The sequence below is a fragment of the Streptomyces sp. NBC_00582 genome (genome assembly GCF_036345155.1).
Lineage (GTDB): Bacteria > Actinomycetota > Actinomycetes > Streptomycetales > Streptomycetaceae > Streptomyces.
This window is the reverse complement of the sequence record NZ_CP107772.1, coordinates 4,333,199-4,359,275: the sequence shown is the minus strand read 5'-3', so window position 1 is coordinate 4,359,275 and position 26,077 is coordinate 4,333,199. Positions and strand designations below refer to the sequence as shown.

The 26,077-nt window shown below is 71.6% G+C and carries 28 protein-coding genes; 15 read left to right on the top strand and 13 right to left on the bottom strand.

Going from position 1 to position 26,077, the window contains the following annotated elements; translation table 11 throughout:
* The first annotated feature begins 2 nt into the window (after positions 1-2).
* From OG852_RS19155 to OG852_RS19145, 3 genes are all read left to right on the top strand, one after another.
* The gene (locus OG852_RS19155) at positions 3-1,292 is read left to right on the top strand and encodes a metallophosphoesterase (RefSeq protein WP_330348524.1); all 1,290 of its coding nucleotides are present in this window, start codon (positions 3-5) and stop codon (positions 1,290-1,292) included.
* 200 nt (positions 1,293-1,492) lie between these two features.
* Positions 1,493-3,031, top strand: a complete 1,539-nt coding sequence (locus OG852_RS19150; protein ID WP_330348523.1) for an ABC transporter substrate-binding protein — start codon at positions 1,493-1,495, stop codon at positions 3,029-3,031.
* A 215-nt stretch (positions 3,032-3,246) separates the two neighbouring features.
* Positions 3,247-3,648: an ATP-binding protein gene (locus OG852_RS19145; RefSeq protein WP_133912805.1), complete on the top strand. Its 402-nt coding sequence runs from the start codon at positions 3,247-3,249 to the stop codon at positions 3,646-3,648.
* A 6-nt stretch (positions 3,649-3,654) separates the two neighbouring features.
* Here the strand turns inward: OG852_RS19145 and OG852_RS19140 are convergent, their stop codons facing one another.
* Positions 3,655-5,112: a sensor histidine kinase gene (locus tag OG852_RS19140; RefSeq protein ID WP_330348522.1), complete on the bottom strand. Its 1,458-nt coding sequence runs from the start codon at positions 5,110-5,112 to the stop codon at positions 3,655-3,657.
* A complete protein-coding gene (locus OG852_RS19135; protein ID WP_133912803.1) occupies positions 5,109-5,798 on the bottom strand; it encodes a response regulator transcription factor in 690 nt (229 codons plus the stop codon). The genes OG852_RS19140 and OG852_RS19135 overlap by 4 nt, the downstream gene beginning before the upstream one ends.
* A 167-nt stretch (positions 5,799-5,965) precedes the next feature.
* Here OG852_RS19135 and OG852_RS19130 point away from each other — a divergent pair, with 167 nt between their 5' ends.
* Complete coding sequence (locus OG852_RS19130) at positions 5,966-8,371, top strand: MMPL family transporter (RefSeq protein ID WP_133912905.1); 2,406 nt, start codon at positions 5,966-5,968, stop codon at positions 8,369-8,371.
* Between the two features lie 244 nt (positions 8,372-8,615).
* Here the strand turns inward: OG852_RS19130 and OG852_RS19125 are convergent, their stop codons facing one another.
* The 4 genes from OG852_RS19125 to OG852_RS19110 all read right to left on the bottom strand — a co-directional run bounded on the left by OG852_RS19125 (position 8,616) and on the right by OG852_RS19110 (position 10,923).
* A complete protein-coding gene (locus tag OG852_RS19125; RefSeq protein ID WP_443064542.1) occupies positions 8,616-9,395 on the bottom strand; it encodes a TetR family transcriptional regulator in 780 nt (259 codons plus the stop codon).
* Positions 9,396-9,405: 10 nt separating this feature from the next.
* Complete coding sequence (locus tag OG852_RS19120) at positions 9,406-9,999, bottom strand: thiol-disulfide oxidoreductase DCC family protein (RefSeq protein WP_133912801.1); 594 nt, start codon at positions 9,997-9,999, stop codon at positions 9,406-9,408.
* On the bottom strand, positions 9,996-10,403 hold the full coding sequence (locus tag OG852_RS19115) for a hypothetical protein (RefSeq protein WP_133912800.1): 408 nt from the start codon (positions 10,401-10,403) through the stop codon (positions 9,996-9,998). The genes OG852_RS19120 and OG852_RS19115 overlap by 4 nt, the downstream gene beginning before the upstream one ends.
* 109 nt (positions 10,404-10,512) lie before the next feature.
* Complete coding sequence (locus tag OG852_RS19110; RefSeq protein WP_133912799.1) at positions 10,513-10,923, bottom strand: VOC family protein; 411 nt, start codon at positions 10,921-10,923, stop codon at positions 10,513-10,515.
* Between the two features lie 166 nt (positions 10,924-11,089).
* On the opposite strand from OG852_RS19110, the gene OG852_RS19105 reads away from it, so the two are divergent.
* The 5 genes from OG852_RS19105 to OG852_RS19085 all read left to right on the top strand — a co-directional run bounded on the left by OG852_RS19105 (position 11,090) and on the right by OG852_RS19085 (position 14,708).
* Positions 11,090-11,530, top strand: a complete 441-nt coding sequence (locus OG852_RS19105; RefSeq protein ID WP_133912798.1) for a TM2 domain-containing protein — start codon at positions 11,090-11,092, stop codon at positions 11,528-11,530.
* Positions 11,523-11,924 carry a DUF2752 domain-containing protein gene (locus tag OG852_RS19100; RefSeq protein ID WP_133912797.1) on the top strand — a complete coding sequence of 134 codons (402 nt, stop codon included), beginning with the start codon at positions 11,523-11,525 and terminating at the stop codon, positions 11,922-11,924. Before OG852_RS19105 ends, OG852_RS19100 begins: the two co-directional genes overlap by 8 nt.
* 286 nt (positions 11,925-12,210) lie before the next feature.
* Complete coding sequence (locus tag OG852_RS19095) at positions 12,211-12,474, top strand: TM2 domain-containing protein (protein WP_133912796.1); 264 nt, start codon at positions 12,211-12,213, stop codon at positions 12,472-12,474.
* 248 nt (positions 12,475-12,722) lie between these two features.
* Positions 12,723-14,147 carry an FAD-binding protein gene (locus OG852_RS19090; protein WP_330348521.1) on the top strand — a complete coding sequence of 475 codons (1,425 nt, stop codon included), beginning with the start codon at positions 12,723-12,725 and terminating at the stop codon, positions 14,145-14,147.
* A gap of 117 nt (positions 14,148-14,264) precedes the next feature.
* Complete coding sequence (locus OG852_RS19085; RefSeq protein WP_330348520.1) at positions 14,265-14,708, top strand: SMI1/KNR4 family protein; 444 nt, start codon at positions 14,265-14,267, stop codon at positions 14,706-14,708.
* A 7-nt stretch (positions 14,709-14,715) separates the two neighbouring features.
* Here the strand turns inward: OG852_RS19085 and OG852_RS19080 are convergent, their stop codons facing one another.
* The 6 genes from OG852_RS19080 to OG852_RS19055 all read right to left on the bottom strand — a co-directional run bounded on the left by OG852_RS19080 (position 14,716) and on the right by OG852_RS19055 (position 19,715).
* Positions 14,716-15,333 carry a Uma2 family endonuclease gene (locus OG852_RS19080; RefSeq protein WP_133912794.1) on the bottom strand — a complete coding sequence of 206 codons (618 nt, stop codon included), beginning with the start codon at positions 15,331-15,333 and terminating at the stop codon, positions 14,716-14,718.
* A gap of 167 nt (positions 15,334-15,500) precedes the next feature.
* Entirely contained in the window at positions 15,501-16,262 is a 762-nt protein-coding gene (locus tag OG852_RS19075) for a succinate dehydrogenase iron-sulfur subunit (protein ID WP_133912793.1), read from the bottom strand.
* On the bottom strand, positions 16,262-18,019 hold the full coding sequence (gene sdhA, locus OG852_RS19070; RefSeq protein WP_133912792.1) for a succinate dehydrogenase flavoprotein subunit: 1,758 nt from the start codon (positions 18,017-18,019) through the stop codon (positions 16,262-16,264). Before sdhA ends, OG852_RS19075 begins: the two co-directional genes overlap by 1 nt.
* Positions 18,020-18,038: 19 nt before the next feature.
* Positions 18,039-18,521, bottom strand: a complete 483-nt coding sequence (locus tag OG852_RS19065) for a succinate dehydrogenase hydrophobic membrane anchor subunit (protein WP_133912791.1) — start codon at positions 18,519-18,521, stop codon at positions 18,039-18,041.
* Positions 18,522-18,526: 5 nt separating this feature from the next.
* Positions 18,527-18,907, bottom strand: a complete 381-nt coding sequence (gene sdhC, locus OG852_RS19060; protein WP_133912790.1) for a succinate dehydrogenase, cytochrome b556 subunit — start codon at positions 18,905-18,907, stop codon at positions 18,527-18,529.
* 253 nt (positions 18,908-19,160) lie between these two features.
* Entirely contained in the window at positions 19,161-19,715 is a 555-nt protein-coding gene (locus OG852_RS19055; protein WP_133912789.1) for a 2-oxo-4-hydroxy-4-carboxy-5-ureidoimidazoline decarboxylase, read from the bottom strand.
* A gap of 201 nt (positions 19,716-19,916) precedes the next feature.
* Here OG852_RS19055 and OG852_RS19050 point away from each other — a divergent pair, with 201 nt between their 5' ends.
* Together OG852_RS19050 and OG852_RS19045 are read left to right on the top strand one after the other, a co-directional pair.
* Positions 19,917-21,584 carry a beta-N-acetylhexosaminidase gene (locus OG852_RS19050; protein WP_443064541.1) on the top strand — a complete coding sequence of 556 codons (1,668 nt, stop codon included), beginning with the start codon at positions 19,917-19,919 and terminating at the stop codon, positions 21,582-21,584.
* A 128-nt stretch (positions 21,585-21,712) separates the two neighbouring features.
* Entirely contained in the window at positions 21,713-22,264 is a 552-nt protein-coding gene (locus OG852_RS19045) for a hypothetical protein (protein ID WP_133912788.1), read from the top strand.
* A gap of 436 nt (positions 22,265-22,700) precedes the next feature.
* On the opposite strand, the gene OG852_RS19040 is transcribed toward OG852_RS19045, so the two are convergent.
* The gene (locus OG852_RS19040) at positions 22,701-23,192 is read right to left on the bottom strand and encodes a DUF1877 family protein (RefSeq protein ID WP_330348519.1); all 492 of its coding nucleotides are present in this window, start codon (positions 23,190-23,192) and stop codon (positions 22,701-22,703) included.
* A 128-nt stretch (positions 23,193-23,320) separates the two neighbouring features.
* Between OG852_RS19040 and OG852_RS19035 the strand changes: the two genes are divergently transcribed.
* From OG852_RS19035 to OG852_RS19020, 4 genes are all read left to right on the top strand, one after another.
* Positions 23,321-23,779 carry a hypothetical protein gene (locus tag OG852_RS19035; protein WP_330348518.1) on the top strand — a complete coding sequence of 153 codons (459 nt, stop codon included), beginning with the start codon at positions 23,321-23,323 and terminating at the stop codon, positions 23,777-23,779.
* An 85-nt stretch (positions 23,780-23,864) separates the two neighbouring features.
* A complete protein-coding gene (locus tag OG852_RS19030; RefSeq protein WP_330348517.1) occupies positions 23,865-24,317 on the top strand; it encodes a hypothetical protein in 453 nt (150 codons plus the stop codon).
* Positions 24,318-24,442: 125 nt separating this feature from the next.
* Positions 24,443-25,078: an RNA polymerase sigma factor gene (locus tag OG852_RS19025; protein ID WP_133912785.1), complete on the top strand. Its 636-nt coding sequence runs from the start codon at positions 24,443-24,445 to the stop codon at positions 25,076-25,078.
* Positions 25,079-25,181: 103 nt separating this feature from the next.
* The gene (locus OG852_RS19020; RefSeq protein WP_330348516.1) at positions 25,182-25,922 is read left to right on the top strand and encodes a hypothetical protein; all 741 of its coding nucleotides are present in this window, start codon (positions 25,182-25,184) and stop codon (positions 25,920-25,922) included.
* Positions 25,923-26,077 lie beyond the last annotated feature (155 nt).

The window sequence follows — 26,077 nt, the reverse complement described above, 5'->3', positions numbered from 1 at the left end:
CGATGGTGGTTGTCTTCGCGCTGCTCGCGCTGACGGTCCTGGTCGGCGCCAACTGGTACCTGTGGCGCCGACTGTTCCGCGACACGACCCGCGGCCCCGGCTGGGCACGACGCGGCGGCGCCGCACTGATCGCGGGCGGCTGGGCCCTGGCGATCGGCGCCCTCGTCGGGGAGCGCACCGGCGCCCCCTTCTGGCTCCAGCGCACCCTCGCCTGGCCGGGCTTCCTGTGGCTCGCCCTGTCGATCTACCTGCTGCTGGGCGTCGTCGCGGGCGAGATCGTACGACCCCTGCTGCGCCGCTTCCTGGAGCGGCGGGCCCGCGCCGGGCAGCCGGCGCCTGCACCGGTCCCGGCGGGGGCCCGCACCGGTGCGGCCGAGCGGTCGGCCCCGGTCGCCCCGGAGTCACCGGCCGGGCCTCCCGGCCCCGAGCCGTCGGAGCCGGTGGCCCCCCCGGCCGAAACGGGCGGCCCCTCCCGACGCCTCTTCGTCTCCCGCGTGGTCGGCGGCGCCGCCGCCGCGGTGGCCGTGGGGACCGTCGGCGCCGGTACCTACGGCGTGCTGCGCGGTCCGAAGGTGAAGCGGGTGACCGTCCCGCTGGCCAAGCTTCCGCGCACCGCCCACGGCTACCGGATCGCCGTCGTCAGCGACATCCACCTCGGCCCGGTCCTCGGCCGGGGCTTCGCGCAGAAGGTCGTCGACACGATCAACGCCACCCAGCCCGACCTGATCGCCGTCGTCGGCGACCTCGTCGACGGCAGTGTGAAGGACCTGGGCCCGGCGGCCGCCCCGCTCGCCGGGCTGCGCGCCCGGCACGGCAGCTTCTTCGTCACCGGCAACCACGAGTACTTCTCCGGCGCCGAACAGTGGGTCGAGGAGGTGCGCCGGCTCGGCATCGACCCCCTGGAGAACGAGCGCACCGAACTCCCCTGGTTCGACCTCGCCGGTGTCAACGACCTCGCAGGTGAGAGCGAGGGCCAGGGCCCCGACTTCACCCGCGCCCTCGGCGACCGGGACACCACGCGCGCGTGCGTGCTCCTCGCCCACCAGCCCGTCCAGATCCACGACGCCGTACGCCACGGCGTCGACCTCCAGCTCTCCGGCCACACCCACGGCGGACAGCTCTTCCCCGGCAACCTGATCGCCGGGGCCGCGAACCCGACCCTGGCCGGTCTGGAACGCTACGGCGACACCCAGTTGTACGTCTCGCGGGGCGCCGGTGCCTGGGGCCCGCCGACGCGCGTGGGCGCGCCCTCGGACATCACGGTGATCGAGCTGGCGTCCCGTCAGGCCTGAGGCGGACCTTGAGAAAATCCTGTGAAACCGGCTGGAAACAACGCGTCGGTAAGTTCTTTCTCACCTACCCAGAAGTCCCTTCCGCCCGCCGAAACACGTGTGGTTAGGTGAGCCCGCCACCAAGGGGGGTGGCTTTCTGTGTAGTACTGGGCCTTCTTGTGGCCCGGGGAGGGCAGGGCATCACCATGCGCTCGGTTCGCATGCGGATCCTCGTGACACTGCTGGTTCTCGCGATCGTGGGCTTGGGCGGCTGGCAGTTGCTGCCGTCGCGGGAGAACAGCGACGCCACCATCACCGTGGGCACGACGGACACCATCACGTCACTCGACCCGGCGGGCGCCTACGACGCCGGTTCCTGGGCGTTGTTCAGCAACGTCTTCCAGTCGCTGCTGACCTACGCGCCGGGCGGCGTCTCACCCGTCCCGGACGCCGCCAAAAGCTGTTCCTTCCCGAAGAGCGGGCTGACCACGTACACCTGCGAGCTGCGGGACGACCTCACCTTCCCCAGCGGCCGCAAGGTGACCGCCGAGGACGTGAAGTTCTCCTTCGACCGGGTCAAGAAGATCAACGCCGATGTCGGTCCGGCCTCGCTGCTGTCCACCCTGAAGTCGGTGGACGCCGACGGTCTGAAGGTCACCTTCCATCTGACCACCCCGGACGCCACCTTCCCGTTCAAGGTGGCCACCGGAGCCGGTTCGATCGTCGACCACACCCGCTACCCGGCCGACGGCCTGCGCAGCGGCACCTCCGTCGACGGCACGGGCCCGTACACGCTGGCGTCGTACACAAAGGGCAAGCGGGTCGACCTCGAACCCAACGCGCGCTACAAGGGCGCCGTGAAGACCGGCGCGCCGATCGAACTGCGTTACTACGCCGACCCGGACGCCCTGGAGAAGGGGTGGAAGGCCAAGGACCTCGACGTGGCCTCCCGTCAGCTCCCGCCCGCCGTCCTCGCCTCCCTCAACGCCAGCGACCCCGACATGCGCGTCAGCGAGGCCGACAGCTCCGAGACCCGCAACCTGTACTTCAACACCCGCGCGTCCTCGCCGCTGCACTCCACGGACGTACGCAAGGCGATGGCGTGGCTGATCAACCGCGAACAGCTCGCCGCGACCGTCTACGACGGCACCGTCGACCCGCTGTACTCGCTCATCCCGGCGGGCCTCACCGGCCACACGACCTCGTTCTTCGACACCTATCCCCGGCAGAGCACCGAGAAGGCCGGCAAGCTCCTTCAGGAGGCCGGCGTCAGCATCCCGGTGCACTTCACCTACGGCTACGGCCTGGGCAGCGGCGCCGCCGAGGCCGAGGCGAAGGAGATCAAGCGGCAGCTCGAGGCCTCCGGTCTGTTCAAGGTGGACGTCAAGGGTTACGAGTGGACCGACTTCCAGAAGCGGTGGGCGAGCGGCAAGCTCGACGCGTACGCCGTCGGCTGGGTCGCCGACTACCCCGACCCGGACACCTACGCGGGCCCGCTCGTCGGCACCGGCTCCACCATGAACACCGGCTACAGCAGCAAGACCGTCGACGGGTACATCACCAACAGCCAGCGGTACGCCGACCGCAGCCAGGTCGCCGACGACTTCAGGAACCTCCAGCAGACCGTCGCCGACGACGTGCCGGTGATCCCGCTGTGGCAGCGCAAGGAGTACGTCGTCACCGACGCGGACGTCGGCGGCGGCCAGTACCTGGCCGACGGCAACGGCGTGTTCCGCCTCTGGTCCCTGAGCTGGATCTGACACCCCACCCACGGCGCCGGATCAGGCGCCGTGGGCATGCGGCCCCCTGACACCGGGCAGTCACCCATCGGGGCACCTGGGCCCTGTCGCCGGATTCCCGCCTGCCCCGCGACGCCAAGCACGCACGCTCGCGGCAGGACCCGCCCTCCGGGCGGACGACGGGAATCCGACGACAGGACCCGGCGACGGAGCTGTGCGCGGGGTGAGGAGCAGAGGTGCTGAGACGCAACTCCTTCCGGCTGCCCCGGCACCCGGCGTCCGTCGGGCTGGCCCGGCGCCGGGTGCGGGACCATCTCGCCGACTGGGGGCACGGCCCCGACGACCGGGCGCTGACCGACGCGGTCCTCGTGGTGTCCGAGCTGGCGACCAACGTCATCCGCCACGGGCCCCTGCGGGAAAGGGAGTTCGAGGTGGCGGTCACCGCGCTCGCCGACGGCTCCTGCCTCATCGAGGTCTCCGACGAGGACCGGCACGAACCCCGGCTGCGGGCGGTCGGCGAGTGGGAGGAACACGGCCGCGGCCTGCACCTCGTGCACCACCTCGCCACCGCCTGGGGCGTATGGGGCAGAGGGCGGCACGGCAAGACGGTGTGGGCCCTGGTCCTGGCCCAGCCCTGACCCCGCTCAGACGCAGCTCTTCGGGCGGGTCGGCAGCTCCACCGTCACCCCGAGGCCCTCACCCGGCGCCGTCCGTACGCTCACCTCGCCGCCGTGGGCCCGCACCACCCCCTGCACGATCGCCAGCCCCAGCCCGCTGCCCGCGCCGCCGCCCGCCCGGAAGAACCGGTCGAACACCCGCGCCGCGTCCTCCGCCGCCAGCCCCGGCCCCTCGTCGCGCACCGACAGCCGTACGATCCCGTCCGCCCGCTCCACGCCGAGGCGCACCGGCACCTCGGCGGACGTGTGCGTGCGGACGTTGGCCACCAGGTTGCCCAGCACCTGCCGCAACCCCGACTCGTCGGCCCGCACCAGCAGCGCCCCGTCCGCGTCGACCGTGACGGGCCGGGCCGGCTGCTGCGCCCGCAGGTCCTCGGCCGCGTCCCGGACCAGCCGGCTCACGTCGACGTTCCGCAGCCGCAGTTCGGGCCGCTGGTCCAGCCGGGCCAGCATGAGCAGTTCGTCGACGAGCCGGCCCATCCGGTCCACCTCGCCGTTCATCCGGTCCCAGGCCCGCTTGCGCTCCTCCTGCTCACGCAGCATCCCCTGGTCGTAGAGCTGGAGATAGCCGCGTATCGCGGACAGCGGCGTGCGCAGCTCGTGCGAGGCGTCGGCGACGAACCGGCGGAGCTGGGCCGCGCTGCGCTCGCGCGTGCGGTACGCCGCCTCCACCTGGTGAAGCATCGAGTTCAGCGCCAGCCGCAGCTGCTCGACCTCCAGACTGGTCTCCCGGCTGGAGGGCACCCGCCGGGTCAGATCGCCCTCCGCGATCGCCGACGAGGTCTCCACCATGTCCTCCAGCGGCCGCATCCGCCGCCGCACACTGAACAGCGTCAGACACGCCAGGAGCGCCAACAGCAGTGTGCCGACGGCGAGATCGAGCTTGAGGGCCTTCGCTATGCCCTGGTGCAGGGCCTCGGTGGAGGTCGCCATCAGCGCGTAGGTGCCGTCCCCGAGCCGGGTGGCCGTGACCCGGTACGCCGCACCGCGCATGCTGACGTCACCCGGGTCGGGCGCGAGGCTGAGCGCGTGCGGGTCGCGCACGGCGTCGGCGAGGCCGCTCTGGGCCGCGGTGGGCGGCACCCCGAAGATCGGCACGGCGTGACCCGTGGCGTCCACGGCGGTGAAGACCGTGTCCGCCGTCGACTCCGCGCCGCTCTCCCCGGGCGTCACCCGGTCGCGCAGGAAGCTCAGCGCCGACAGCGAGTCCAGCTTCCGCAGCGTGATCCCCGTACCGGCGATCGAGTCACGGGTCTTGACCAGCTCGGTGTCGATCTGGCCCAGCAGATAGTGCCGCATGCCCATCAGACTCACCGCGGTCGCCGCGACGATCCCGATCGCGAGCAGACCGACGTTCGCCAGGGTCAGCTTCACCCGCAGCGAGTGCATCCCCCGCCCGCACCGCAGGGCCCGCGGCCCCCTCATGCCAGCCCGTACCCCACGCCGCGCCGGGTGGTGATCACCGGGGGGCCCAGGGTGTCCAGCTTGCGGCGCAGGTAGCTGATGTAGGTCTCGACGACCGTCGACTCCGGCGGGGTGTGCTCGTACTGCCAGACATGGCGCAGGAGCTGCTCCTTGGGCACGATCCGGCCGCCGTTGCGGACGAGGAAACGCAGCAGCGCGTACTCCGTGGGGGTCAGCTCGACCGAGCGGCCCGCGCGGTGCACGCTGTACGTCGTCTCGTCGAGCTCCAGGTCGCCGTAGCGCAGGGGCGGGCGCTGCGGCAGGACGTCCGCCGGGCGGGTGCGGCGCAGGACCGCGGTGATCCGGGCGACGACCACGTCGATGTCGAACGGCTTGGTGATGTAGTCGTCGCCGAAGCCGAGCGCGCCGACGATCTCGGCCGGCGCGTCGCGTGCGGTGAGGAACACCAGCGCCAGGTCGGGCCGCCGCTCGCGCAGTTCCCGGCCGAGCGCCCGGCCGTCGCCGTCGGGCAGCATGACGTCGAGCAGCGCGACGTCGGGCCGGGTGCGCCCGGCGAGGGCGAGGGCCTCGCGGACCGTGCCCGCGATCATGACCTCGAAGCGGTGGTAGCGCAGCGCGATGGCGAGGACGTCCGCGATGCTCGGCTCGTCCTCCACGACCAGCACGGTGCCGGGGGCCGTCGACATGCCCCCAGTATCGGCGGGCCCACTGACAACGGGGGTGGTTCCCGCTTTGGAGTTCCTTGAGAGTCACGGCGGGTCGATGTCGCCGCGCGGGTGCCGGTGCCGATGCTGTTGCCCAGGACCTGGGGGACCCGTCGACCGTGAGTGAGGAGTTGCGCATCGTGGCGGCATTGGCACGCTGGTGCTACCGGCATCGGCTGGTGGTCCTGTTGCTCTGGGTGGGGGCGCTGTTCGGGCTGGGGTTCTCGGCCTCGACGGCGGGCACGGACTACGCGAACGTGTTCTCCCTCCCCGACACGGACTCCAAGAAGGCGTACGACCTGATGGAGAAGGCGTTCCCCGCGCGCGCGGGCGACACCGACACCGTCGTCTGGAAGGTCGACGAGGGCACGGTCCGCGACCAGGACGTACGGTCCCGGATCCAGCCCGCGCTGGAGCAGATCGCGGACATGAAGGGCGTCGGCGGGGTCACCAGCCCCTACGCCGGCGAGCGGGGCGCGGGCCAGATCAGCCGTGACGGGCGGATCGCGTACGCCCAGATCACCTTCGCCGACCAGGCGAACGCCGTGCCCAAGGAACTCGTCCAGGACGTCGTCGACACCGCGCGGGACGCCGAACGCGCGGGCCTGGAGGTCGAACTGGGCGGCCAGGCCATCCAGCGCGTCCAGGAACCGCCCACCGGTCTCGCCGAGATGGTCGGTCTGGTCGCCGCCGCGATCGTCCTGTTCCTGGCCTTCGGCTCCCTCTTCGCGATGCTGCTGCCGCTCGCCGTGGCGGTCTTCGGCGTCGGCACCGGACTGTTCTCGACCCAGCTCCTCAGCCATGTCACCGACATCCCCGACCTGGCCCCGCTGCTGTCCTCCCTGATCGGCCTGGGCGTCGGCATCGACTACGCCCTGTTCATCGTCACCCGCCACCGCAAGGGCATCCTGCGCGGCGTCCCACCGGAGGAGTCGGCGGTCACCGCCCTCAACACCTCGGGCCGCGCGGTGCTGTTCGCGGGCGGCACGGTCTGCATCGCCCTGGCCGGGATGCTGGTGACGAACCTGCGCTTCCTGGACGGCGTGGTCGTCGGCACCTCGCTGACGGTCGTCCTGAGCGTCCTCGCCGCGACCACCCTGCTGCCCGCCCTGCTCGGCTTCCTCGGCCCGCGGGTCCTCAGCCGGAGGCAGCGCCGGCGGCTCGCCGCCGAGGGCCCCGAGGAGGAGCGGACGAGCGGCCCCGCGGCCCGCTGGTCGGCGGAGGTGCAGCGCCGCCCCCGTACGGTCGCCGCGCTCGCGCTGGTCGTCATGGCCGTCCTCGCGCTGCCCGTGCTGTCGCTGCGCCTGGGCGCCACCGACCAGGGCAACGACGACGCCTCCACCACCACCCGCAAGGCCTACGACCTGCTCGCCGAGGGCTTCGGGCCGGGCTTCAACGGCCCGCTCCAGGTCGTCGTGGAGGGCACCGACACCACCGCCCTCGTCCAGGGCATCGAGGAAGCGCCGGGCGTGGCGCAGGCGGCGCCGCTGCCGCCCGCGCGGGGCGTCACCGTCATCCAGGTCGTCCCCACCACCTCACCGCAGTCCGAGGAGACGGACGCCCTCATCGACCGGCTGCGCGAAGACGTCATCCCGGCGGCGGGGGTGAAGGCGCACGTCGGCGGGGTCACCGCGGTCTCCAAGGACTTCGCGACGGTCACCGGCGACCGGCTGCCCCTGTTCGTCGCGACGATCATCGGCCTGGGCTTCCTGCTCCTGCTGATCGCGTTCCGCTCCCTGGTGGTGCCGCTGACCGCCGCCGTGATGAACCTGATCGCGGCCGCCGCCTCCTTCGGTGTCCTCGTCGCCGTGTTCCAGTGGGGCTGGGGCCTGGAGCTGCTCGGCCTCGGCAAGGAGGGCCCGATCAACGCGTTCCTGCCGGTCATCATGCTCTCGCTGCTCTTCGGCCTCTCCATGGACTACCAGGTGTTCCTGGTCAGCCGGATGCACGAGGAGTGGGTGCACACACGGGACAACGCGCGCGCGGTGCGCGTGGGTCTCGCCGAGACCAGCCGGGTCATCAACTCCGCCGCCCTGATCATGGTCTGTGTGTTCCTCGCGTTCGTCCTCAGCGGCGACTCGGGCGCGGCGATGGCCGGCGTGGGCCTCGCGGCGGCGGTCGCCCTGGACGCGTTCATCCTCCGTACGGCGCTGGTGCCGGCGGCGATGCATCTGCTCGGCGCCTCCAACTGGTGGCTGCCGGCCTGGCTGGACAAGCGGCTGCCGCATCTCGCCGTCGAGCCGAAGGATGAGGACGTCACCGCGTCCGCCGGGCCGGGGGACGGTCCCGCGACGGTCGTCCACGGCTTCGTCCGCGACGCCTCCGGCGACCCGGTGGAGCACGCCTCGGTCGCCCTGATGTCCAAGGGCGGCCGCCCGCTGGACCAGGTGACGTCCCTGGCCGACGGCTCCTACGTCCTCTCCGTCCCGGCGCCGGGCAGCTATCTGCTGTCGACGACGGCGGCCTCGTACACCACCCACGCCCGTCAGGTGACCGTCGCCGGCGAGCCGCTGGTGTACGACGTGGAACTGGTGGAGATGTCGGAGGTCAACTAGGGCCTGTCGTTCGGATCACGCCTCGAACGGCGCCGAGCAGTCCGGTTCCTTCCCCGCGGCCTGATCCGAACGACGGGCCCTGGGGCCCTTCTGACGGATCTCCGCGGCGTCGCGACGCCCGGCACGCCCGCTCGCCGCACGGCGCGAAGGGCCAGGTGGCTCCGCCACATGACCCTCCACGCCGCACGCCGATCGCGCGCACCGAACGCCGCTCCTTCACCCACGGAGATCCGTCAGAAGGGCCCTAGCCGCGCTTCCTCTGCGGGTCCGGCAGGGCGTTGGTCATGCCGGGCAGGAAGTCCGTGAACAGCTCGTGGATCTCCAGGACGAGGGGCCGCAGGACGCGGAACCGGGCCAGCGCCACACCCCGCGAGGTGAGGCGCGCGCCCCGTTCCGCGAGCCGGTAGCTGCGCTCGCGGCCCTCCGTGCGGTCGTAGATCCAGTACATGACGAGGCCCATCTGCGCGAGCCACATCAGCTCGGGCAGCACCTCGCGCAGCTCCTCGGGCACCTTCGCCTTCGAGCCCGCGAGGACCTCCTTGTGGACGGCGATCGCCTCCACGCGCGCGTGCTCCGACTCCGCCGAGAAGGGGCTGAGCGGGCTGTCGGGGTCGGCGGCGTTCTTGAAGAACTGCACCGCGAACTCGTGGTACGGCGTCGCCACGTCCAGCCAGACCCGCAGCACGCCCGCCATCCGGGCCTCCAGGGAGGTCTCCCTCGCCAGCAGCTCACGGACCGCCTCGCGGTGCTCGGCCGCGAGACGGTCGTAGAAGCCCTGGATCAGCCACTCCTTGCCGGCGAAGTAGTAGTAGGCGTTGCCCACCGAGACCCCGGCCTCCTGGGCGATGGCCCGCATCGTCGTCTTGTCGTAGCCGCGCTCCTGGAACAGCCGCATCGCGGTCTCCAGGATCAGCGCGCGGGTCTGCTCGGACTTCGAGCCGGGCGCGGGGGACGGCTCACGGGGCTCGGCCGGGGGAGTGGGCTCGGCGCGGCCCCCGTCGGCGGACTCGTTCATGGCGGACACGGACAGGAGCCTAGTCAGTGGAGCAGGAGCCGTCGGCACAGGAGGGCGGGGTGTAGGTCCAGCCGTGCCGAGGGTCGAAGGACCAGCCGTCGGCCGCGTAGTACGCACCACCGCCCCAGCCGGCCGGGGCGCGGGACTCCCCGCCGCCCCGGCCGCCCCCGCGGGCCTTGCTGCCGCGTGCCCCGACGCCCCGGCCCGACGCCCCGGCCTGTGCACCGCGCCACCTGGCGGCCGCCAGGACCGCGCCCTTGGCGAGCTTCGCGCCCGTGGGGGTGCTCAGCCGGTGGGCGAGCGGTCGGTGCTCGCGCAGCGCCCACAGGGTGACGATCCAGGCGGCGGCGCCCCGGTAGACCTGGCCGCCGTCGCCGACGACGGTGATCTCCTCGAGCGTGGCGCGGTGGTCGAGCTCCGGGAAGCGGGCGGCCGCCTCGGCGGATCCGGCCGCGACCGGCTCCAGCGGGACGAGCTGCGGCTGCCGGACCAGCCAGTCGCGCACGAAGGAGCACAGGGCGCAGTCGGCGTCGTAGAGGACGGTGAGCCGGCGGACCGGGACCCCCGTGGTGTCCCGGTCGCCGTGCACGGCCGTGGTGGCCACGGCCGTCACGCCCCCGCCTGCGGGGCGGTCCAGCCCTGCGGGGCGACCGGCGGGAGCTGCTCCCGCTCCATGACGCCCCGCCGCCGGATCCGGTTGAGCACGTACACGTTGCCCAGGTGCATCACGCCGAGCACCAGCAGCACCACGCCCAGCTTGGTCGACAGGGCCTCGAAGATGCCGCGGGTGTCCTCGATGGTGTCGTCGCCGCTCAGGTAGAGGGCGACGAAGCCGAGGTTGACGAGGTAGAAGCCGACCACGAGGAGGTGGTTGACGGCGTCGGCGAGCTTCTCGTCGCCCCGGAGGACGTCGGCGAGGAAGACCCTTCCGTTCTGGCTGAGGGTGCGGGCGACCCAGACGGTCAGGCCGATGCTGACGGCCAGGTAGATGACGTAGGCGATGACGGTGCGATCCATGGCGTCCCCCTTGTTGAACGCGTTCAAAACGCTGACAGGGATGACTGTAGCCCAGTTTTGAACGTGTTCAAGACAAGGGTGATGGGGCCTGCGTCACAGCCTCATGGCCTCACGGCCTCCGGCCCAGCTCCGGCCGCTTGGTGTAGTCGGTGAACCCGAGGACGTTGCCCCAGGGGTCGGCGACCTCGACGGTCCAGCCCGTCGCCACGGAGAACGGCGGATCGAGCGGCACGATCCCGGCGTCGGCCAGCCGCCGTGCCGCCACGCGCGCGTCCGGCACCTCCAGCCAGAGGCGCGGCGCCGCCCATGACGGCGGCCGGTGCCCCAGCGCCTCCTCCCGCCGCAGCAGGATCCCGGGTGTCTCGCCGCCGACCTTCAGCAGGGCGATCCCGCCCTCGTCGAACCGGAACGCCACCGTGAACCCGGCCCGCTCGTAGAACCGCACGGCCTCGCCGAGGTCGCCCACGGGGAGCAGGACGTTGTCGAACCCGAGCAGTTCGTAGGACTCGTCATCTGACATACCGTCAGAATAGGTGGGCGGTGTTCGCGAATCGGTGATCGCCGCTCGAAGGGTGCCCCGTCTTGACCACCCCCGGGTTCTCCGGTGCCTGTTTTCTGCTGCAAGATGACGTGCACCCGCAGTGCACACCGATTTTCCGCTCATCCGATCACGGGGAGAACTCGCCTTGACCGAACAGCCGCAGCAGCCCCAGCCCGGGTACGGCTACCCCAACGCCGGCCCTTACGGCACCCCTCAGCCCGGCGGCCAGCCCGGCCCCTACGGCTACCCGCAGCAGGGCCAGCCCCAGCCGGGCTACCCGCCGCAGGCCGGTTACCCCGCTCCCGGTTACGTCCCGCCGGGCACCTTCACCGGCGACCCGAACGCCCCCTACGGCTACGACCCCTACGGGCGGCCCTACTCCGACAAGTCCAAGATCGTCGCGGGCATCCTCCAGCTCACCCTGGGCACCCTCGGCGTCGGACGGTTCTACATAGGCCACGTCGGCATAGGTCTCGCCCAGCTCTTCACCTGCGGCGGCCTGGGCATCTGGGCGCTGATCGACGGGATCATGCTCCTGACGGGCAACAACACGACGGACGGCAACGGGCGGGTCCTGCGTGGCTGAAGCGGAGCGCCCGTTCGCGCTGCGACACCCGGCGGCGGCACCCCTCGCGGTGCTCGCCGCCGGCGCGGCGGGCTCCGCCTACCTCTACGGCACCGACCCGCACCAGAGCGGCCATCTGCTCCCGCAGTGCCCGTTCCGGCTCGTCACCGGTCTGCTCTGCCCGGCCTGCGGCGGCACCCGGATGACGTACGACCTGATGCACGGTCACTTCGCCCAGGCCTGGCTGGACAACCGTGTCCTGCTGCTCGCCTCACCCTTCGCCCTCGCGCTCCTGGCCCGCTGGGCCTGGGAGGGCCTGCACGGCCGCAGGTGGCGGCCGACCCTCGGCGGCCGGGGCGTGGCCGTCGTGCTCGGCGTCGCGGTGACCTGGATGATCGTCCGCAATCTGTTCTAGCGACGGGGAAGTTCACTCTCCGACTGTCGGACGTCCGAAAGAATCTCGGAGTTGACTGATTTTGATCACGGAACAAGAACGATCAGTCCTGGCTACTCCCTTTCGTCCCGCTGGTCTCTTTACTGTCACATGACACAGGGGGGACGTCCGCGCGTGGTCGAGCCATGCACGGGCGTGGTCGTCGACGACGGTCGACGCGCATGAGCAGCTCGTCGGATCCCTCCTGGAGTCCCCGTCCGGAGCAAGCCGGCTCCGGTCACCCGAAGTCATCCCAGGAGCAGTTCTCATGACCGTCCCCACTCCCGAGGCCCCCTACGGCGTCGACCCGCTCGGCCGTCCCTACTCCGACAAGTCGAAGATCGTCGCGGGCGTTCTCCAGCTCTTCCTGGGCACCCTCGGCATCGGACGCTTCTACGTCGGCTCCGTCGGCGTCGGTATCGCCCAGCTCCTGACCTGCGGCGGCCTCGGCTTCTGGGCATTGATCGACGGCATCCTGTTCCTCACGAGCAACGACCGCACCGACAGCCAGGGCCGCGTCCTGCGCGGCTGAGCCGGTAGCGCCATCGACGGCGAGGGTCCCACTCCTTCCGGGAGCGGGACCCTCGCCGTTTTCATGGGATGCATCCGCATGCCTCCTCATGTGTGACCCGACCCGCGAAATCCCGGTAGGGCGGGGCCAACTCCCCTAGGCTGACGAAGATTTGAAGATTTCGTGGAGCTCGAGAGGTGGAAGTGCGCATGTCCCGCACACCGTCAAGACGTACCGTTTTACGAGGAGTCACCGTCGCCGGAGCCTCGGTGATCGGCTTCGACCCCGCCGCCAGGAGCTGGGCCGCGACGACGTCCGAGACCGGCACCGCGCTCGCCGACCTGGCCCGGATCCCCCGGCTGGACGGCACGCTCGTCACGGACGACTCCTCGCTCACCGCGGCGGCCGACGACTTCGGACACATCGTGCACCGCCGCCCCTCCGCGGTGCTGCGCCCGGGCTCGGTGCGGGACGTCGTCACCATGATCCGGTTCTGCAACGACCACTGTCTGCCGGTCGCACCGCGCGGCCAGGGGCACGGTGCCTTCGGGCAGGCCCAGGCCGAGGGCGGTCTGATCATCGAGACGGCGACCCTCGCGGACATCGGCGACCTCGACTCCGACAGCACCACGGTCACCGTCGGCGCCGGCGCCCGCTGGAGCGAGGTCGCCAGGGCCACGCTCGCCCATGGCCTCACCCCGCCCGTCTTCACCGACTACCTCGAACTCTCCGTCGGCGGCACCCTCGCCGTGGGCGGCCTCGGCGGGCAGGTCCACCGGCACGGCGCCCAGGTCGACAACGTCACCGAACTCCGGGTCGTCACCGGCGCGGGCCAACTGGTCCGCTGCTCACCCACCCGCCGCGCCGACCTCTTCCACGCCGTGCTGGCGGGCCTCGGCCAGTGCGGGGTCGTCGTCGAAGCGACCCTGCGTCTCGTCCCCGCGCCCGAGACCGTACGCCACTACGTGCTCACCTACGACGACCTGGACACCTTCCTCGACGACCAGCGCCTGCTCGTACAGGAGGCCCGTTTCGACTATGTGGAGGGGCAGGTCCACGCGGACGCCGACGGGGCGTTCCGCGTCTACAGCCTGGAGGCCGTGGCCTACGGCCCGCCGGTCGGCCCGGCGCCCGACGACACCGTGCTCCTGCGCGGCCTGCGCCACGACCCCGCCACGGTCCAGTGCACCGACCGCGGCTACTACGACTTCCTCGACCGCATCGCGCCCTTCATCGCCGCGCTGAAGGAGGCGGGCGTCTGGACCCACGCCCACCCCTGGGTCGACCTCATGCTCCCCGGCTCGTCCGCCGCGGACCTCGCCGCCCCGCTCCTCGAGGCCCTCACCCCCGCCGCGCTCGGCCCCGGAGGGGTGATCCTCTTCTACCCCCTCCTGCGTGAGCGCCTGACGACGCCGCTCCTGCGGACCACCGACGAGGACGTGTCGTACCTCTTCGACATCCTGAGCTCCGCCCCGCCGGACGACACCGCCGCCATCGACCGCACCCTGGCGAGGAATCGCGCCGCGTTCCACACCGTCACCGCGGCCGGCGGCACCCACTACCCCGTCGGCAGCGTCCCCCTCACCCCCGAGGACTGGCGGACCCACTTCGGGCCCGCCTGGCCCGCCTTCGCCACGGCGAAGCGCACCTACGACCCGAACGGCGTCCTGACGCCGGGCCAGGGCATCTTCTGACCCTGGAAGCCGACCGCGGAGCCGAAGGACCGCCTCGGCTCCGCCCCACCCGTCCGACCGACGGCCCGGTGACACGGAAAGGCTTGTGCGGGGCGCGGATTCATGAAGGATGACCGTATGTGGATCGAGCTTGTCTCCTCTCTCTCGTCGGACGTGGACATCGCCGACGGGCCCGGCTGCGAGGAGCAGATGAGGGTCGCGGAAGTGGTGCTGGGGCATCCGCTGCCCGCCGCGCTGAAGGACTTCTGGCGTACGGCGGACGGGGCCCGGGACAAGCACGGGGCCGGTGTCGTGTGCTCGGTGGGCGAGGTCGTCGACCGGAACCTGGAGTTCAGGAGCTCCGCCGACTTCCGGGACCTCTACATGCCGTTCGATCCGCTGCTGCTCTTCGGGGAGAGCGCGGGCGGTGACCTCTTCGGCTTCGTCGTGAAGCCCGAACGGCCGGACATCTTCGTCTGGGAACACGAGAGCGACAGCCGCCGCTGGGTGGCGAACAACCTGGAGGACTACCTGCGCCGCCGCCTCGGCACCGGCGACCCGGAGTGGTACGCGTCCTGGTGACGGGGGGTCAGTCGTTCTTCTTCGGCCGTCCTGCCGCGAGGATCTCCGTCACGTCCAGGGTGACCTTGGCACCGATGGATTCGGGGAGGGTGAGGGACTGGCCGGGGGCGTAGAACTGGTGGCTGTCGTATCCGCCCACGATCGGTTCGGTCAGGACGTGGACGCGCTGGTGCTTACGGTCGACGATGACGTACACCGGCACCTTGGCCTGGGAGTACGCGGCGACCTTGGTCTTCAGGTCGTCCTTCCAGTTCCCCGAGGTCACCTCCAGCACCAGACGGAAGGGCGCCGGATCGTAGGCGTTGTTCTCCACCAGGTGGTCGTCGATGTCGGAGTCCACGATCACCAGGTCGGGGATGGCGTAGTCCTCCTCGCCGGTCGGCAGCCACAGTCCGACGTTCTGCAGGACCTCGGTTTCCACGCCGTGCAGCCCAGCGGTGATGAAAGGAATCATGAGCTGGGTCAGGGCGCGGGCGTGCGGGGCATCCGGTGATGGGGTCACGAGGAGGTGGCCTCCGATGATCTCGACGCGGTAGCCCGGATGGCGCTCCATGATCTCGTCGGCGATGGCCGTGAGGGAGAACGGCTCGTCGTCGAAGGGCTGCTCGACGGATGCAGCGGACATCGCGTGCCTCCTTGGGGCTGGTGTCGAGAACATCATCGTAGGGCGGACACCACCCTGTTGTCCCTCTTGATCACGTTCACCCGATCGTGGGGTTTGGACGCCCGAGGGCCCCGCCTCCGGTGCTGGAACCGGGAGACGGGGCCCTCGTGGTCGTACGGGAACGCGGGTCAGAAGCGGCGGGTGATCAGGGCCTTCTTGACCTCGGCGATCGCCTTGGTGACCTCGATGCCGCGCGGGCAGGCGTCCGTGCAGTTGAACGTGGTGCGGCAGCGCCAGACGCCGTCGCGGTCGTTCAGGATCTCCAGGCGCTGCTCGGCCGCCTCGTCACGCGAGTCGAAGATGAAGCGGTGCGCGTTGACGATGGCCGCCGGACCGAAGTACTGGCCGTCGTTCCAGAAGACCGGGCAGGACGAGGTGCACGCGGCGCACAGGATGCACTTCGTGGTGTCGTCGAAGCGCTCCCGGTCCTCCGCCGACTGCAGACGCTCACGGGTGGGCTCGTTGGTGTCCTTCGTGATCAGGAAGGGCATCACGTCCCGGTACGCCTGGAAGAACGGCTCCATGTCGACGACCAGGTCCTTCAGGACCGTCAGGCCCTTTATGGCCTCGACCGTGATCGGCTTCTCGGGGTTGATGTCCTTGATCAGCGTCTTGCACGCGAGACGGTTCTTGCCGTTGATCCGCATCGCGTCCGAGCCGCAGATGCCGTGGGCGCAGGAACGGCGGAACGTCAGGGTGCCGTCCAGCTCCCACTTGATCTTGTGGAGGCCGTCGAGGACGCGCTCCTTCGGATCGATCTCGAGCTGGAAGTCCTCCCAGACCGCCTCGGCCGAGACCTCGGGGTTGAACCGGCGGATCCGGAAGGTGACCGTGATGTACGGGGACGCGGCCGACTCCGCCTCGACCTTGTCCAGAACAGGGGTTGCCATCAGTACTTACGCTCCATCGGCTGGTAGCGGGTCTGGACGACCGGCTTGTAGTCGAGACGGACGGAGTCGGTGCCGTCGGCGCCGACCTCGCGGTACGCCATGGTGTGACGCATGAAGTTGACGTCGTCACGGTTGGGGTAGTCCTCGCGGTAGTGACCGCCGCGGGACTCCTTGCGGGCCAGCGCCGAGACCGCCATGACCTCGGCGAGGTCCAGAAGGTTGCCGAGCTCGATCGCTTCCAGGAGGTCGGTGTTGAACCGCTTGCCCTTGTCCTGGATCGACACGTTCTTGTAGCGCTCGCGCAGCTCCGCGATCTTCTCGACCGCCGTCTTGATCGTCTGCTCGGTGCGGAACACCATGACGTTGGCGTCCATGGTCTCCTGGAGCTCCTTGCGGAGGGTCGCCACCCGCTCGGTGCCCGTGGAGGTGCGCAGCCGCTCGATCTGGTCCACGACGAGCTGCGCCGGGTTCTCCGGCAGCTCGACGAACGTCGCGGTCTTCTGGCTGTACTCCGCCGCCGCGATGCCGGCCCGGCGGCCGAACACGTTGATGTCCAGCAGCGAGTTCGTGCCGAGGCGGTTCGCGCCGTGCACCGACACGCACGCGACCTCGCCGGCCGCGTACAGGCCCGGGACGACCGTGGTGTTGTCCGCCAGGACCTCACCCTCGACGTTGGTCGGGATGCCGCCCATGGCGTAGTGCGCGGTGGGCTGGATCGGGATCGGGTCCGTGTACGGCTCGATACCGAGGTAGGTCCGCGCGAACTCGGTGATGTCCGGCAGCTTGGCGTCGAGCTGCTCCGGCGGGAGGTGCGTCAGGTCCAGGTAGACGTGGTCGCCCTCGGGACCGCAGCCACGGCCCTCGCGGATCTCCGTGTAGATGGAGCGGGAGACGACGTCACGGGACGCGAGGTCCTTCATGACCGGCGCGTACTTCTCCATGAAGCGCTCGCCGTCCTTGTTGCGGAGGATGCCGCCCTCACCGCGGGCGCCCTCCGTCAGCAGGATGCCCATGCGCCAGATGCCGGTCGGGTGGAACTGGAAGAACTCCATGTCCTCCAGCGGCAGGCCACGGCGGTAGACCGCCGCCTGGCCGTCACCGGTCAGCGTGTGCGCGTTCGACGTCACCTTGAAGAACTTGCCGCAGCCGCCGGAGGCGTAGATGACGGCCTTCGCCTGGAAGACGTGGATCTCACCGGTGGCCAGCTCGTAGGCGACCACACCGGCGGACTTCTTGACGCCGTCCTCTTCGGTGATGAGCTGGTCGAGGACGTAGAACTCGTTGAAGAACTCCACGCCCTCCTTCACGCAGTTCTGGTACAGCGTCTGGAGGATCATGTGGCCGGTGCGGTCGGCCGCGTAGCAGGAGCGGCGGACCGGGGCCTCGCCGTGGTTGCGGCTGTGACCGCCGAAGCGGCGCTGGTCGATGGTGCCGTCCGGGGTGCGGTTGAACGGCAGGCCCATCTTCTCCAGGTCGAGGACGGAGTCGATGGCCTCCTTCGCCAGGATCTCGGCGGCGTCCTGGTCGACCAGGTAGTCACCGCCCTTGACCGTGTCGAAGGTGTGCCACTCCCAGTTGTCCTCCTCCACGTTGGCCAGCGCGGCGGCCATGCCGCCCTGCGCGGCGCCCGTGTGGGAGCGGGTGGGGTAGAGCTTGGTGAGCACCGCGGTGCGGCTGCGCTTCGTCGACTCGATGGCCGCGCGCATGCCCGCGCCGCCGGCGCCGACGATGACCGTGTCGTACTTGTGGATCTTCATGAGTCTCGTAACCCCGTGCCTAGCGGATGTTCGGGTCGAAGGTGAAGATCACCAGCGTGCCCAGCAGGATGGTGAACACCGTGGCCGTGTAGAGCAGGCCCTTCAGCCACAGCCGGGTGTTCGCGCGCTCCGCGTAGTCGTTGATGACCGTGCGCAGGCCGTTCGCGCCGTGCAGCATCGCGAGCCACAGCATGAGCAGGTCCCAGACCTGCCAGAACGGGGACGCCCAGCGACCGGCCACGAACGCGAAGCCGATCTTCGACACGCCGCCGTCCAGTACGAGCTGGATCAGCAGGTGGCCGATGACCAGGACGACCAGCACGATGCCGGACAGCCGCATGAACAGCCAGGCGGCCATCTCGAAGTTGCCCCGGGTGGACCTGGGCGACTTCTTGGTGCGCTTGCGCGGGGCCTCGATGAGGGGCGCCGGGTTGTCGACGGTGTAGAGCGAGCCGCCCTCGACGGGGCCGATCCCGGACGCGGAGGTTTCAGTGGTGGCCATCGGTGTCAGCTCCCGAACAGTTCACGAGCGGCGTGGCCGAGGACGGGGTAGATCGCCCCGAGCATCAGCACGACCCAGACGCCTACGACGGTCCAGAGCATCTGCTTCTGGTAGCGCGGGCCCTTCGACCAGAAGTCGACGGCGATGACACGCAGGCCGTTGAGCGCGTGGAAGAGGATGGCGGCGACGAGGCCGTACTCCAGCAGCGCGACGATCGGCGTCTTGTACGTGGCCACGACCTTGTCGTAGTCCTCGGGTGAGACACGGACGAGAGCGGTGTCCAGCACGTGTACGAACAGGAAGAAGAAGATGAGGACGCCGGTGACTCGATGAGCCACCCAGGACCACATTCCTTCCCGGCCGCGGTACAGCGTTCCAGCCGGCACGGAAGACCCTCCGGGAGCGGGGATTGGGGCCTGCCGGCTTGTGCTGTCGGACGGGCCCGGCCGGGTACGGTCCACCGGCCCCCAGCATCGTAGCCACGCCGCGGCGCTGGGCTTACAGCGGGCCTACCGGTGTGATCAAAGTGGCACGCGGATGGGTGAGCGGTGCGGCGTATGTCGGGAGGTGTGCCGTTATGTGCCGGGTGCGGGTTCGTTGTGGCTGGTCGCGCCCACGCGGCGGTAGCCGCATATCGGACTACAGCCCCGCGCCCCTCAGGTGGGACATGAGCCGGCCCCTTGCCAGGCGCCGGAGTTCTTCCGCCGCCACTACCCGTTCGTCCTCCGGATCGTTTGTCAATCGTGACCGGATGCTTTCCAGGGCGAAGTCCAGGGCTTCCTTCGGGGGGACCTCGTCGAGGCAGATGACGAAGACGTGGCCGAAGCGGGCCTCGTAGGCGGCGTGGGCCGCGTCGAGAGCGGTGTGGGCGGCCTCGTAGGTGCCCTCGGGGAGGGTGGGCAGGGACTCCGCCGTCAGGGCTTCGGCCAGGTCCGGTGCTGTCAGGTCGTAGGTCGCCTCGTCGGATGCGGCCAGGAGGGCCTCGACCGTGGGGTAGGGGCGGTGGTCCGCGATCCTGCGGGCCCAGCAGAGGCTGTGCAGGCAGGACAGGAGGGCGTCGAGGGCCTCTTCGACGGGGGCGGCGTTGAATTTCTCCACCTGGGTGGCCGGGGGTGTCCGGGTCTGCGCCGGTATGGGAAGGCGGCCGGTGAGGTGGGGAAGACGGTGCGCAGGCAGCGTGGATCCTCGCGTCACGTGTGGTGTGGCAGGGGATGCGGTGAAAGGTGTGCGGCAACGTTATCGGGAGTGGTCATCCGGTGTCCGACGCTTGCCCGAATTTCACTCGAACGAGAGAGTTTCGGAACGGTTGGTGGACTTCTCCGGTGACCGTTCGGTGACGCGTTCGGTGACGTTCCCGGCGCGCCTCCGTCACCCGGGCGACGTACGGTGGGGCGGGTGAGCAGGCACAGGCATCGGCGTCCGGCGCCACGGAAGAAGGCAAGGGAGCAGGTCGCCCTGCGGGCCCTGATAGCCGGCGGGCTGGTCGCCGCCCTCGGGGTCGGCGTGGGGCTGTGGGCCTCCGACGGGGACGACAGCGCGCCCACCGGAGCGGTGGCGGGGCGGCAGAGCGCCCAGGGGTCGGTGAGCGGGGAGCGGTCCGCCGTCGCGGCGCCGTCCGCCAGTCCCAGCCCGAGCCGCACCTATCCGCTGTCCACCGCCCCGCGGACCATCCCGGCCGTACGCACCCACACCGCGGCGCGCGGGCCGGGGTGGCGGCCGGCCGCAGGGCACCGGGTGGTGGTGGGCGACCCGCGCCTCGCCGACGAGGGGCGGCTGATCGCCGGTGAGCTGGGGATGGCGTACGCCGGGCAGAAGAGCGACAACCGGGCCGGGGATCTGCGGCTGACGCTCGGCGGGAGCGGCAACCCGGAGTCGTACACCATGACCGTGCGCGGCGGGCGGGTCACCGTCACCGGGCCCTCCGACGCAGGGGTGTTCTACGGGACCCGGACGCTGAAGCAGGAGGTCCGCAAGGGCGGCACCGCTCCGGAGGGCGTCGTGAAGGACGCGCCGGCCAAGCCGCAGCGCGCCTTCCAGCTCGACATCGCCCGCAAGTACTTCTCGCCGGGCTGGATCGAGGACCGCATCCGTGAGCTGGGCGACCTGAAGTACAACGAGTTCGGGCTGCACTTCTCCGACGACCAGGCCTTCCGGATCGCGTCCGACACACATCCCGAGATCGTCGCCGCGCAGCACCTCACCAAGGCCCAGGTCAAGAGCATCGTCGACCTCGCCGCCTCCCGGCACATCACCGTCGTCCCCGAAATAGACTCGCCGGGCCACTTGGGCGCCGTCCTCGCCGCCCACCCCGAGCTGCAGCTCCGCAATGTCAACGGGGTCGCGACCCGCGGAGCGATCGACATCTCCAAGGACGCCTCCGGGAAGCTGCTCGACGACCTGCTGAACGAGTACGCGGGCCTCTTCCCGGGCGGGCAGTGGCACCTCGGCGGCGACGAGTACCAGGCGCTGACCGTGGCGAACCCGGCCGCCTCCTTCCCGCAGCTCGCCACCGCCGCGCAGCAGCGCTACGGCTCGGGCGCGGGCGTCGCCGACCTCGCGACCGGCTGGCTCAACGACCGTGCCGACACCGTCCGCGCCCACGACCGGACCATGCGGGTCTGGAACGACGGGTTCTTCCGCAACGCGAGCGTGAAGCCCGCCTCCGACCTCGTGGTCGCCTACTGGACCGGCAAGGAGATCGGCGCGCGGGTGCCGGTGGACTATCTGAGCGCGGGACGCAAGGTGCTCAACTACAACGACGAGTACCTGTACTACGTCCTCGGCGAGCCGCAGACCTTCGTCTATCCGACGGGGCAGCGGATCTACCAGCAGTGGACCCCGCGCGTGCTGCGCGGGACGACCGCCGTGTCCTCGCGGTACGACGCCCAGATCCTCGGCGGGGCCTTCTCCGTCTGGTGCGACCTGGCGAACTCCCAGACGCAGGCACAGGTCGCCGCCGGGATCCGGATGCCGCTCAGGGCCACCGCGCAGAAGCTGTGGGACGCGCGCACGCCGGCCCTCACCTGGACGCAGTTCCGGACGCTCGCGGGGCGGCTGGGCTGAGGCGGTCCCTTTCGGCCCGCCGACCACCCCTTGGCTGAAAATCCACTCTGTGACAGTCTTCCTTCGTCGCACGCAGTAAGGGAAAGTGCGGGCTCCGTGAGGGCGGCGCCCTGGCGAGGGAGACGTGGATGAGCCTGGTGGAACTGATCGCTCAGGCCGACGAACGCGGACTGGCCGCCAGCGGGCTGGCTTGTTTGGATCGGTGTGTGCCGCTGCTCGGCGGTGACGACGGGATCATGCGGCCGCTGTGGGCGAGCCTCGCGGAGACGGGGTCGGCCGACGACTGGGGCACCGGGTTCGAGCAGGTGCGCGGCAAGCTGGAGTCCGGCGAGGCCGGCGGCGAGGCCGCGCTGCTCGCCCGCCGGATGCTCGACGCGGCCCCCGCCGACCGGGCCGACGCCGGGATACGGGTGTGGGCCGACGCCTGCTCCGTCGCCTCGCTCCAGATCCACCGCCTCCTCGACCCGGCGGAGGACGGCGACTCGGTCGCCTCCCGCCGCGCGGGCCGTACGGAGGGCATGCCGCCCCTCGTCGCCGCCGAACTGCGCCGCCAGGTCACCGTCCTGGAACTCCTCGCGAGCCACGGCGCGGGCGGACTGCGCCGGGCCCTGGACGTCTCCACGGAGGGACGACGCGTCCTACGCGCCGTGGTCTCCCGCCGCGCCCGCGGCCGGGCTTGATCCCTCTCACCAAGCCCCGCGGAACGCGTCCCACGGCGCGGGGCCGGGCCTGGCCCCTCACGCCGTACCCCCAGCTGCCGCGGAGTGCGTGCCGGGCTTGCCCCCTCGTGTCGTGGCGCGGGGTGCCTCGGGGCGTGCGTCCGGGAACGCGGCCGGGTCTGAGCTCTGACGCGCGTGGCGCCCGGTGCCGGGGAGTGGGTGCCGGGCTGGGGGTTGGGCTTGCCCCCTCGGGGCGTGCGTCCGGGAACGCGGCCGGGCCTGACCTCTGACGCGCTGTGGCGCCCGGTGCCGCGGAGTGCGTGCCGGGCTGGGGGTCGGGCTTGCCCCCTCGGGGCGTGCGTCCGGGAACGCGGCCGGGCGTGACCTCGTCACGGGGCGAGCCCCTCGCGCCGGGGCGCGGGGTGTCTCGCGGTGGGGGACGGGGCGGTGGCCGGTCTTAGGGGAGCAGTCGCTTCACCACCGCGTCCCGGTGGAGGGCCGTCGTCGTGTAGAACGCCGTCAGGTCGCGGTGGGCCGCGGCGAAGGCCGCTCGGGTGCGGGGTTCCTCCCCGGGGCCGCCGTGGCGGGGCAGCAGTTCCGCCCGTGCCGGGTGCCACAGGTCGTCGAAGTCGGCGGCCGCCAGGAACGCCGCGACCCGGGCCGTCTGGGCCGCCGTGAGCAGCAGGAACGGCGGTTCCGCCGCGTCGGCCGGGTACACCCGGCCGCCGCCGAGGACCGCGTAGGCGCCGGGGCTCGCGTCCGCGTGTTCCGGAGGGGTGTCGCCGTAGAGGAACCGCTGGTCGCGGTCCACGCGGTCCACGCGGTCCACCCGGTCCCGGACCGGGACGGCCGCGTGGTCGTCATCGTCGTCGAACAGTCTGCGCAGCCAGATCGCGCTGTTGCGCAGCGCCGCAGGGGGTACGGCGCGGAAGCCGAGGTACGCGCTCATCACTCCAGGAGCGCACGGGGACGCCGAACCATCACTCCTGTGCGGGTTCCGGGCCGGTTCCGGGGAGGCGCCCGAAACCGCGTGACGCATCCCGGCCGCGCCACGCTCTCCCCTACATGACCAGGTACATGACCAGGACGACCACCACGGCGCACCAGGCCCCCGCCCGGCCCCAGGCCGCCGTGAAACCGGCGCGGTGGGCGGCCGACACGGTGTCCATGGTGCGTGAGGGCGCCCGGCTGCACCTCGACCACTCGGCGCAGAGCCTGTGGCGCGTCGACCGGCTGATCGAGGACCTGCGCGCCGAGGACACCCCGTACCCGGCCGTCGAGCAGGTGCTGCGCGGCCTCGGGGCGTACGCCGGTGAGGTCGTCGTCCGGCACACCGGCGCCGAGTGGTGGACGACCGGCGGTGACCACTGGATCCGCACCCCCGACGGCCGCCTCTGGGACCCCATCGACGAGGCCCGCCGGTGCTTCGGCGGCCATGGTTCGCTGCGGCTGCTGTGCCGGGACGCGATGCGGGGCCGCCGTGACGCACGGGACCCACGGGACCGACGTGACGCAGGCCACCTCGGCGACCTGTGATGTTTCCGCGCGGCCGTCCGCTGGGACAGCGGGGAGCCGAGCCGGTTCCCCCGCAGTGATCGGGCCGAGCGAAGGGGTGGGGCCCATGGGCAGCGGGACGGACGAGCGGCACAAACCGGAGGTACGGGAGACGGGCGCGGCGGACATGCGGGCGTGCGCCGCCGCGTTCGTCGAGCGCGTCACCGCCCGGCACCGGCTGCCCCTCGATTACTCCCCGGCCAGCCTGCGCCTGGTCGACTTCCTCGCCGACGGGCTGCGCAAGGGCGGCGCCGACCGGGACCGCGCCCACGACACGCTCGTCGGACTGGGCGCGTACGTCGGCGAGGTGCTGGTCCGCCGGGCGGGCGCGGTCTGGATCGACCTGGACGAGCCGCAGCGCGGCTGGTTCGGACAGCCGGTCGGGGTGCGGATGCCCGACGGCCGGGTCTGGAACCCGCTCGGCAAGGTCGTCAACCGTTTCGAGACGGGCGGCCCCGAGGAGTCCCTGCGGACCTTCTACCTGACCCTGCACGGCCGGGCGCGCCGGGTGGCGGCCTGAACGCGGTGAAGGGCCCGCCGCCCGGGACCGCCGCGAAGGGCCCACCCCGTGACATTTCTGTGCGGTCCGGCGCTGAGGACCGTGGGGGCGCACCCCCAGCGAATTCCGTACGAACGAGGACAGTCTTGGGCCAGGGAGGGGAACCCCGGCGCGCACAGGCGTACGACGGGGAGCTGGGAGCGGCCGTCGCGCGGGCCCAGGACGGTGACGAGACCGCGTTCGCCGTCGCGTACCGGATGGTCCAGCCGGGGCTGCTCGGCTATCTGCGCGGGATCGTGGGCGACGACGCCGAGGACGTGGCCTCCGACGCCTGGCTGGAGATCGCCCGGGACCTCGGGCGGTTCCGGGGCGACGGCGCCGGATTCCGCGGCTGGACGGCGACCATCGCCCGGCACCGGGCGCTGGACCATCTGCGCAGGATGCGGGTGCGGCCGAGGGCGGCGGTGCTGGAGCAGGACATGGTCATGGACCTGCCCGGCCCGCACACGACGCACGACCAGGCGCTGGAGTCCCTCTCCACCGCCCGGGCCCTGGAACTGGTCCGGGGGCTGCCGAGGGACCAGGCGGAGGCCGTGCTGCTGCGGGTCGTCGTGGGGCTGGACGGTCCCGCCGCGGCCCGGGTCCTCGGCAAGCGTCCCGGCGCGGTCCGCACGGCCGCCCACCGGGGCCTGAAACGGCTGGCCCGCCAGCTCGGCGTCGCGGACGCGAACGGCGAAGGTGTGACGGATGACGGACCCCGCACGCTGGGGGAGTCGACATGAACGACCACGACGGCGACCGCGGACAGCGACCGCCGGGAGCGACAGAGGTCGTACGGAACGGACCGGCGGGGGCCGGACGCACGGGACAGAGGCGGAAACGGACATGGGTGAACGGCTGAACGACGGCGGAGAGCCGGCCCGTCGGCGTCGGCACCCTGCCGAGACGACCCCGGCGGCGGACAGGGCGGTCGACCGTGAGCTGGAGGCGCTGCTCGCCGAGGCCCTGCGCGCCGCCGGCGGCCCCGCCGCACCGGCCGCGGGCAGCGAGGGCGAGCTGCGGGCCGTGGCCGCCTTCCGGGCCGCCCGGGACGCCGGCGCGCACACGGCCCGTACCCGCCGCCGGGACGACTGGCGGCCCCGCGCCCGCCGCTCCCCGGCCCGCTCGCTGCGCGCCACGCTCTCCGTCGCCGTCGCGAGCCTCGCCCTCGGGGGTGTCGCGTTCGCCGCGATCGGGTCCGCGGGCGACGACCCCGCCGGGGCGAAGCGCCCCGAGAGGTCGGCGAGCGCCACCGAGGGCCGCTCGCACGCGCCCTCGCTCACCCCGTCCCCCTCCGCCTCGGCGGACCGGGACCGCCCGGTGACCGCGAAGGACACCGAGGCCCACTGCCGTGCCTACGAGCAGGTGCAGGGCCGGGGCAGGGCGCTGGACTCCACGGCGTGGCAGCGGCTCGTGACGGCGGCGGGCGGCGAGGAGAACGTCGAGGCGTACTGCGCGGCTCGAACGGCGTCGGCGTCGGCCACGAGCGGCGGCGAGGACAAGGGCAACGGCAGGAGCAACGGCACGACCGGCAACGGTCAGCAGAAGGCCGAGAAGTCCCCCAAGGGCAACGCGAAGAAGCAGTAGTCCACGCCTCGCGGGGCCGCCGAGGCAACGACCGGGGTCGCCACCCCCCACAGGAGAGACCCCGGCCGCCGCGCGGCACGGACCGCGCGGCGGCCCGTACTCCCTACAGCGCCGAGAGTGCGTTTTCTGTCACACCCCGCTGCCCTTCCGGGGCC

Coding starts and splice junctions, on each gene's coding strand:
- OG852_RS19065 (WP_133912791.1), bottom strand. CDS start 18,521: ATGGCCACCACTGAAACCTCCGCGTCCGGGATCGGCCCCGTCGAGGGC.
- OG852_RS19110 (WP_133912799.1), bottom strand. CDS start 10,923: ATGTCAGATGACGAGTCCTACGAACTGCTCGGGTTCGACAACGTCCTG.
- OG852_RS19135 (WP_133912803.1), bottom strand. CDS start 5,798: ATGTCGACGGCCCCCGGCACCGTGCTGGTCGTGGAGGACGAGCCGAGC.
- OG852_RS19115 (WP_133912800.1), bottom strand. CDS start 10,403: ATGGATCGCACCGTCATCGCCTACGTCATCTACCTGGCCGTCAGCATC.
- OG852_RS19080 (WP_133912794.1), bottom strand. CDS start 15,333: ATGTCCGCTGCATCCGTCGAGCAGCCCTTCGACGACGAGCCGTTCTCC.
- OG852_RS19095 (WP_133912796.1), top strand. CDS start 12,211: ATGACCGTCCCCACTCCCGAGGCCCCCTACGGCGTCGACCCGCTCGGC.
- OG852_RS19150 (WP_330348523.1), top strand. CDS start 1,493: ATGCGGATCCTCGTGACACTGCTGGTTCTCGCGATCGTGGGCTTGGGC.
- OG852_RS19040 (WP_330348519.1), bottom strand. CDS start 23,192: ATGAGCGCGTACCTCGGCTTCCGCGCCGTACCCCCTGCGGCGCTGCGC.
- sdhA (WP_133912792.1), bottom strand. CDS start 18,019: ATGAAGATCCACAAGTACGACACGGTCATCGTCGGCGCCGGCGGCGCG.
- OG852_RS19020 (WP_330348516.1), top strand. CDS start 25,182: ATGGGTGAACGGCTGAACGACGGCGGAGAGCCGGCCCGTCGGCGTCGG.
- OG852_RS19035 (WP_330348518.1), top strand. CDS start 23,321: ATGACCAGGACGACCACCACGGCGCACCAGGCCCCCGCCCGGCCCCAG.
- OG852_RS19075 (WP_133912793.1), bottom strand. CDS start 16,262: ATGGCAACCCCTGTTCTGGACAAGGTCGAGGCGGAGTCGGCCGCGTCC.
- OG852_RS19085 (WP_330348520.1), top strand. CDS start 14,265: ATGTGGATCGAGCTTGTCTCCTCTCTCTCGTCGGACGTGGACATCGCC.
- OG852_RS19155 (WP_330348524.1), top strand. CDS start 3: ATGGTGGTTGTCTTCGCGCTGCTCGCGCTGACGGTCCTGGTCGGCGCC.
- OG852_RS19030 (WP_330348517.1), top strand. CDS start 23,865: ATGGGCAGCGGGACGGACGAGCGGCACAAACCGGAGGTACGGGAGACG.
- OG852_RS19045 (WP_133912788.1), top strand. CDS start 21,713: ATGAGCCTGGTGGAACTGATCGCTCAGGCCGACGAACGCGGACTGGCC.
- OG852_RS19140 (WP_330348522.1), bottom strand. CDS start 5,112: ATGAGGGGGCCGCGGGCCCTGCGGTGCGGGCGGGGGATGCACTCGCTG.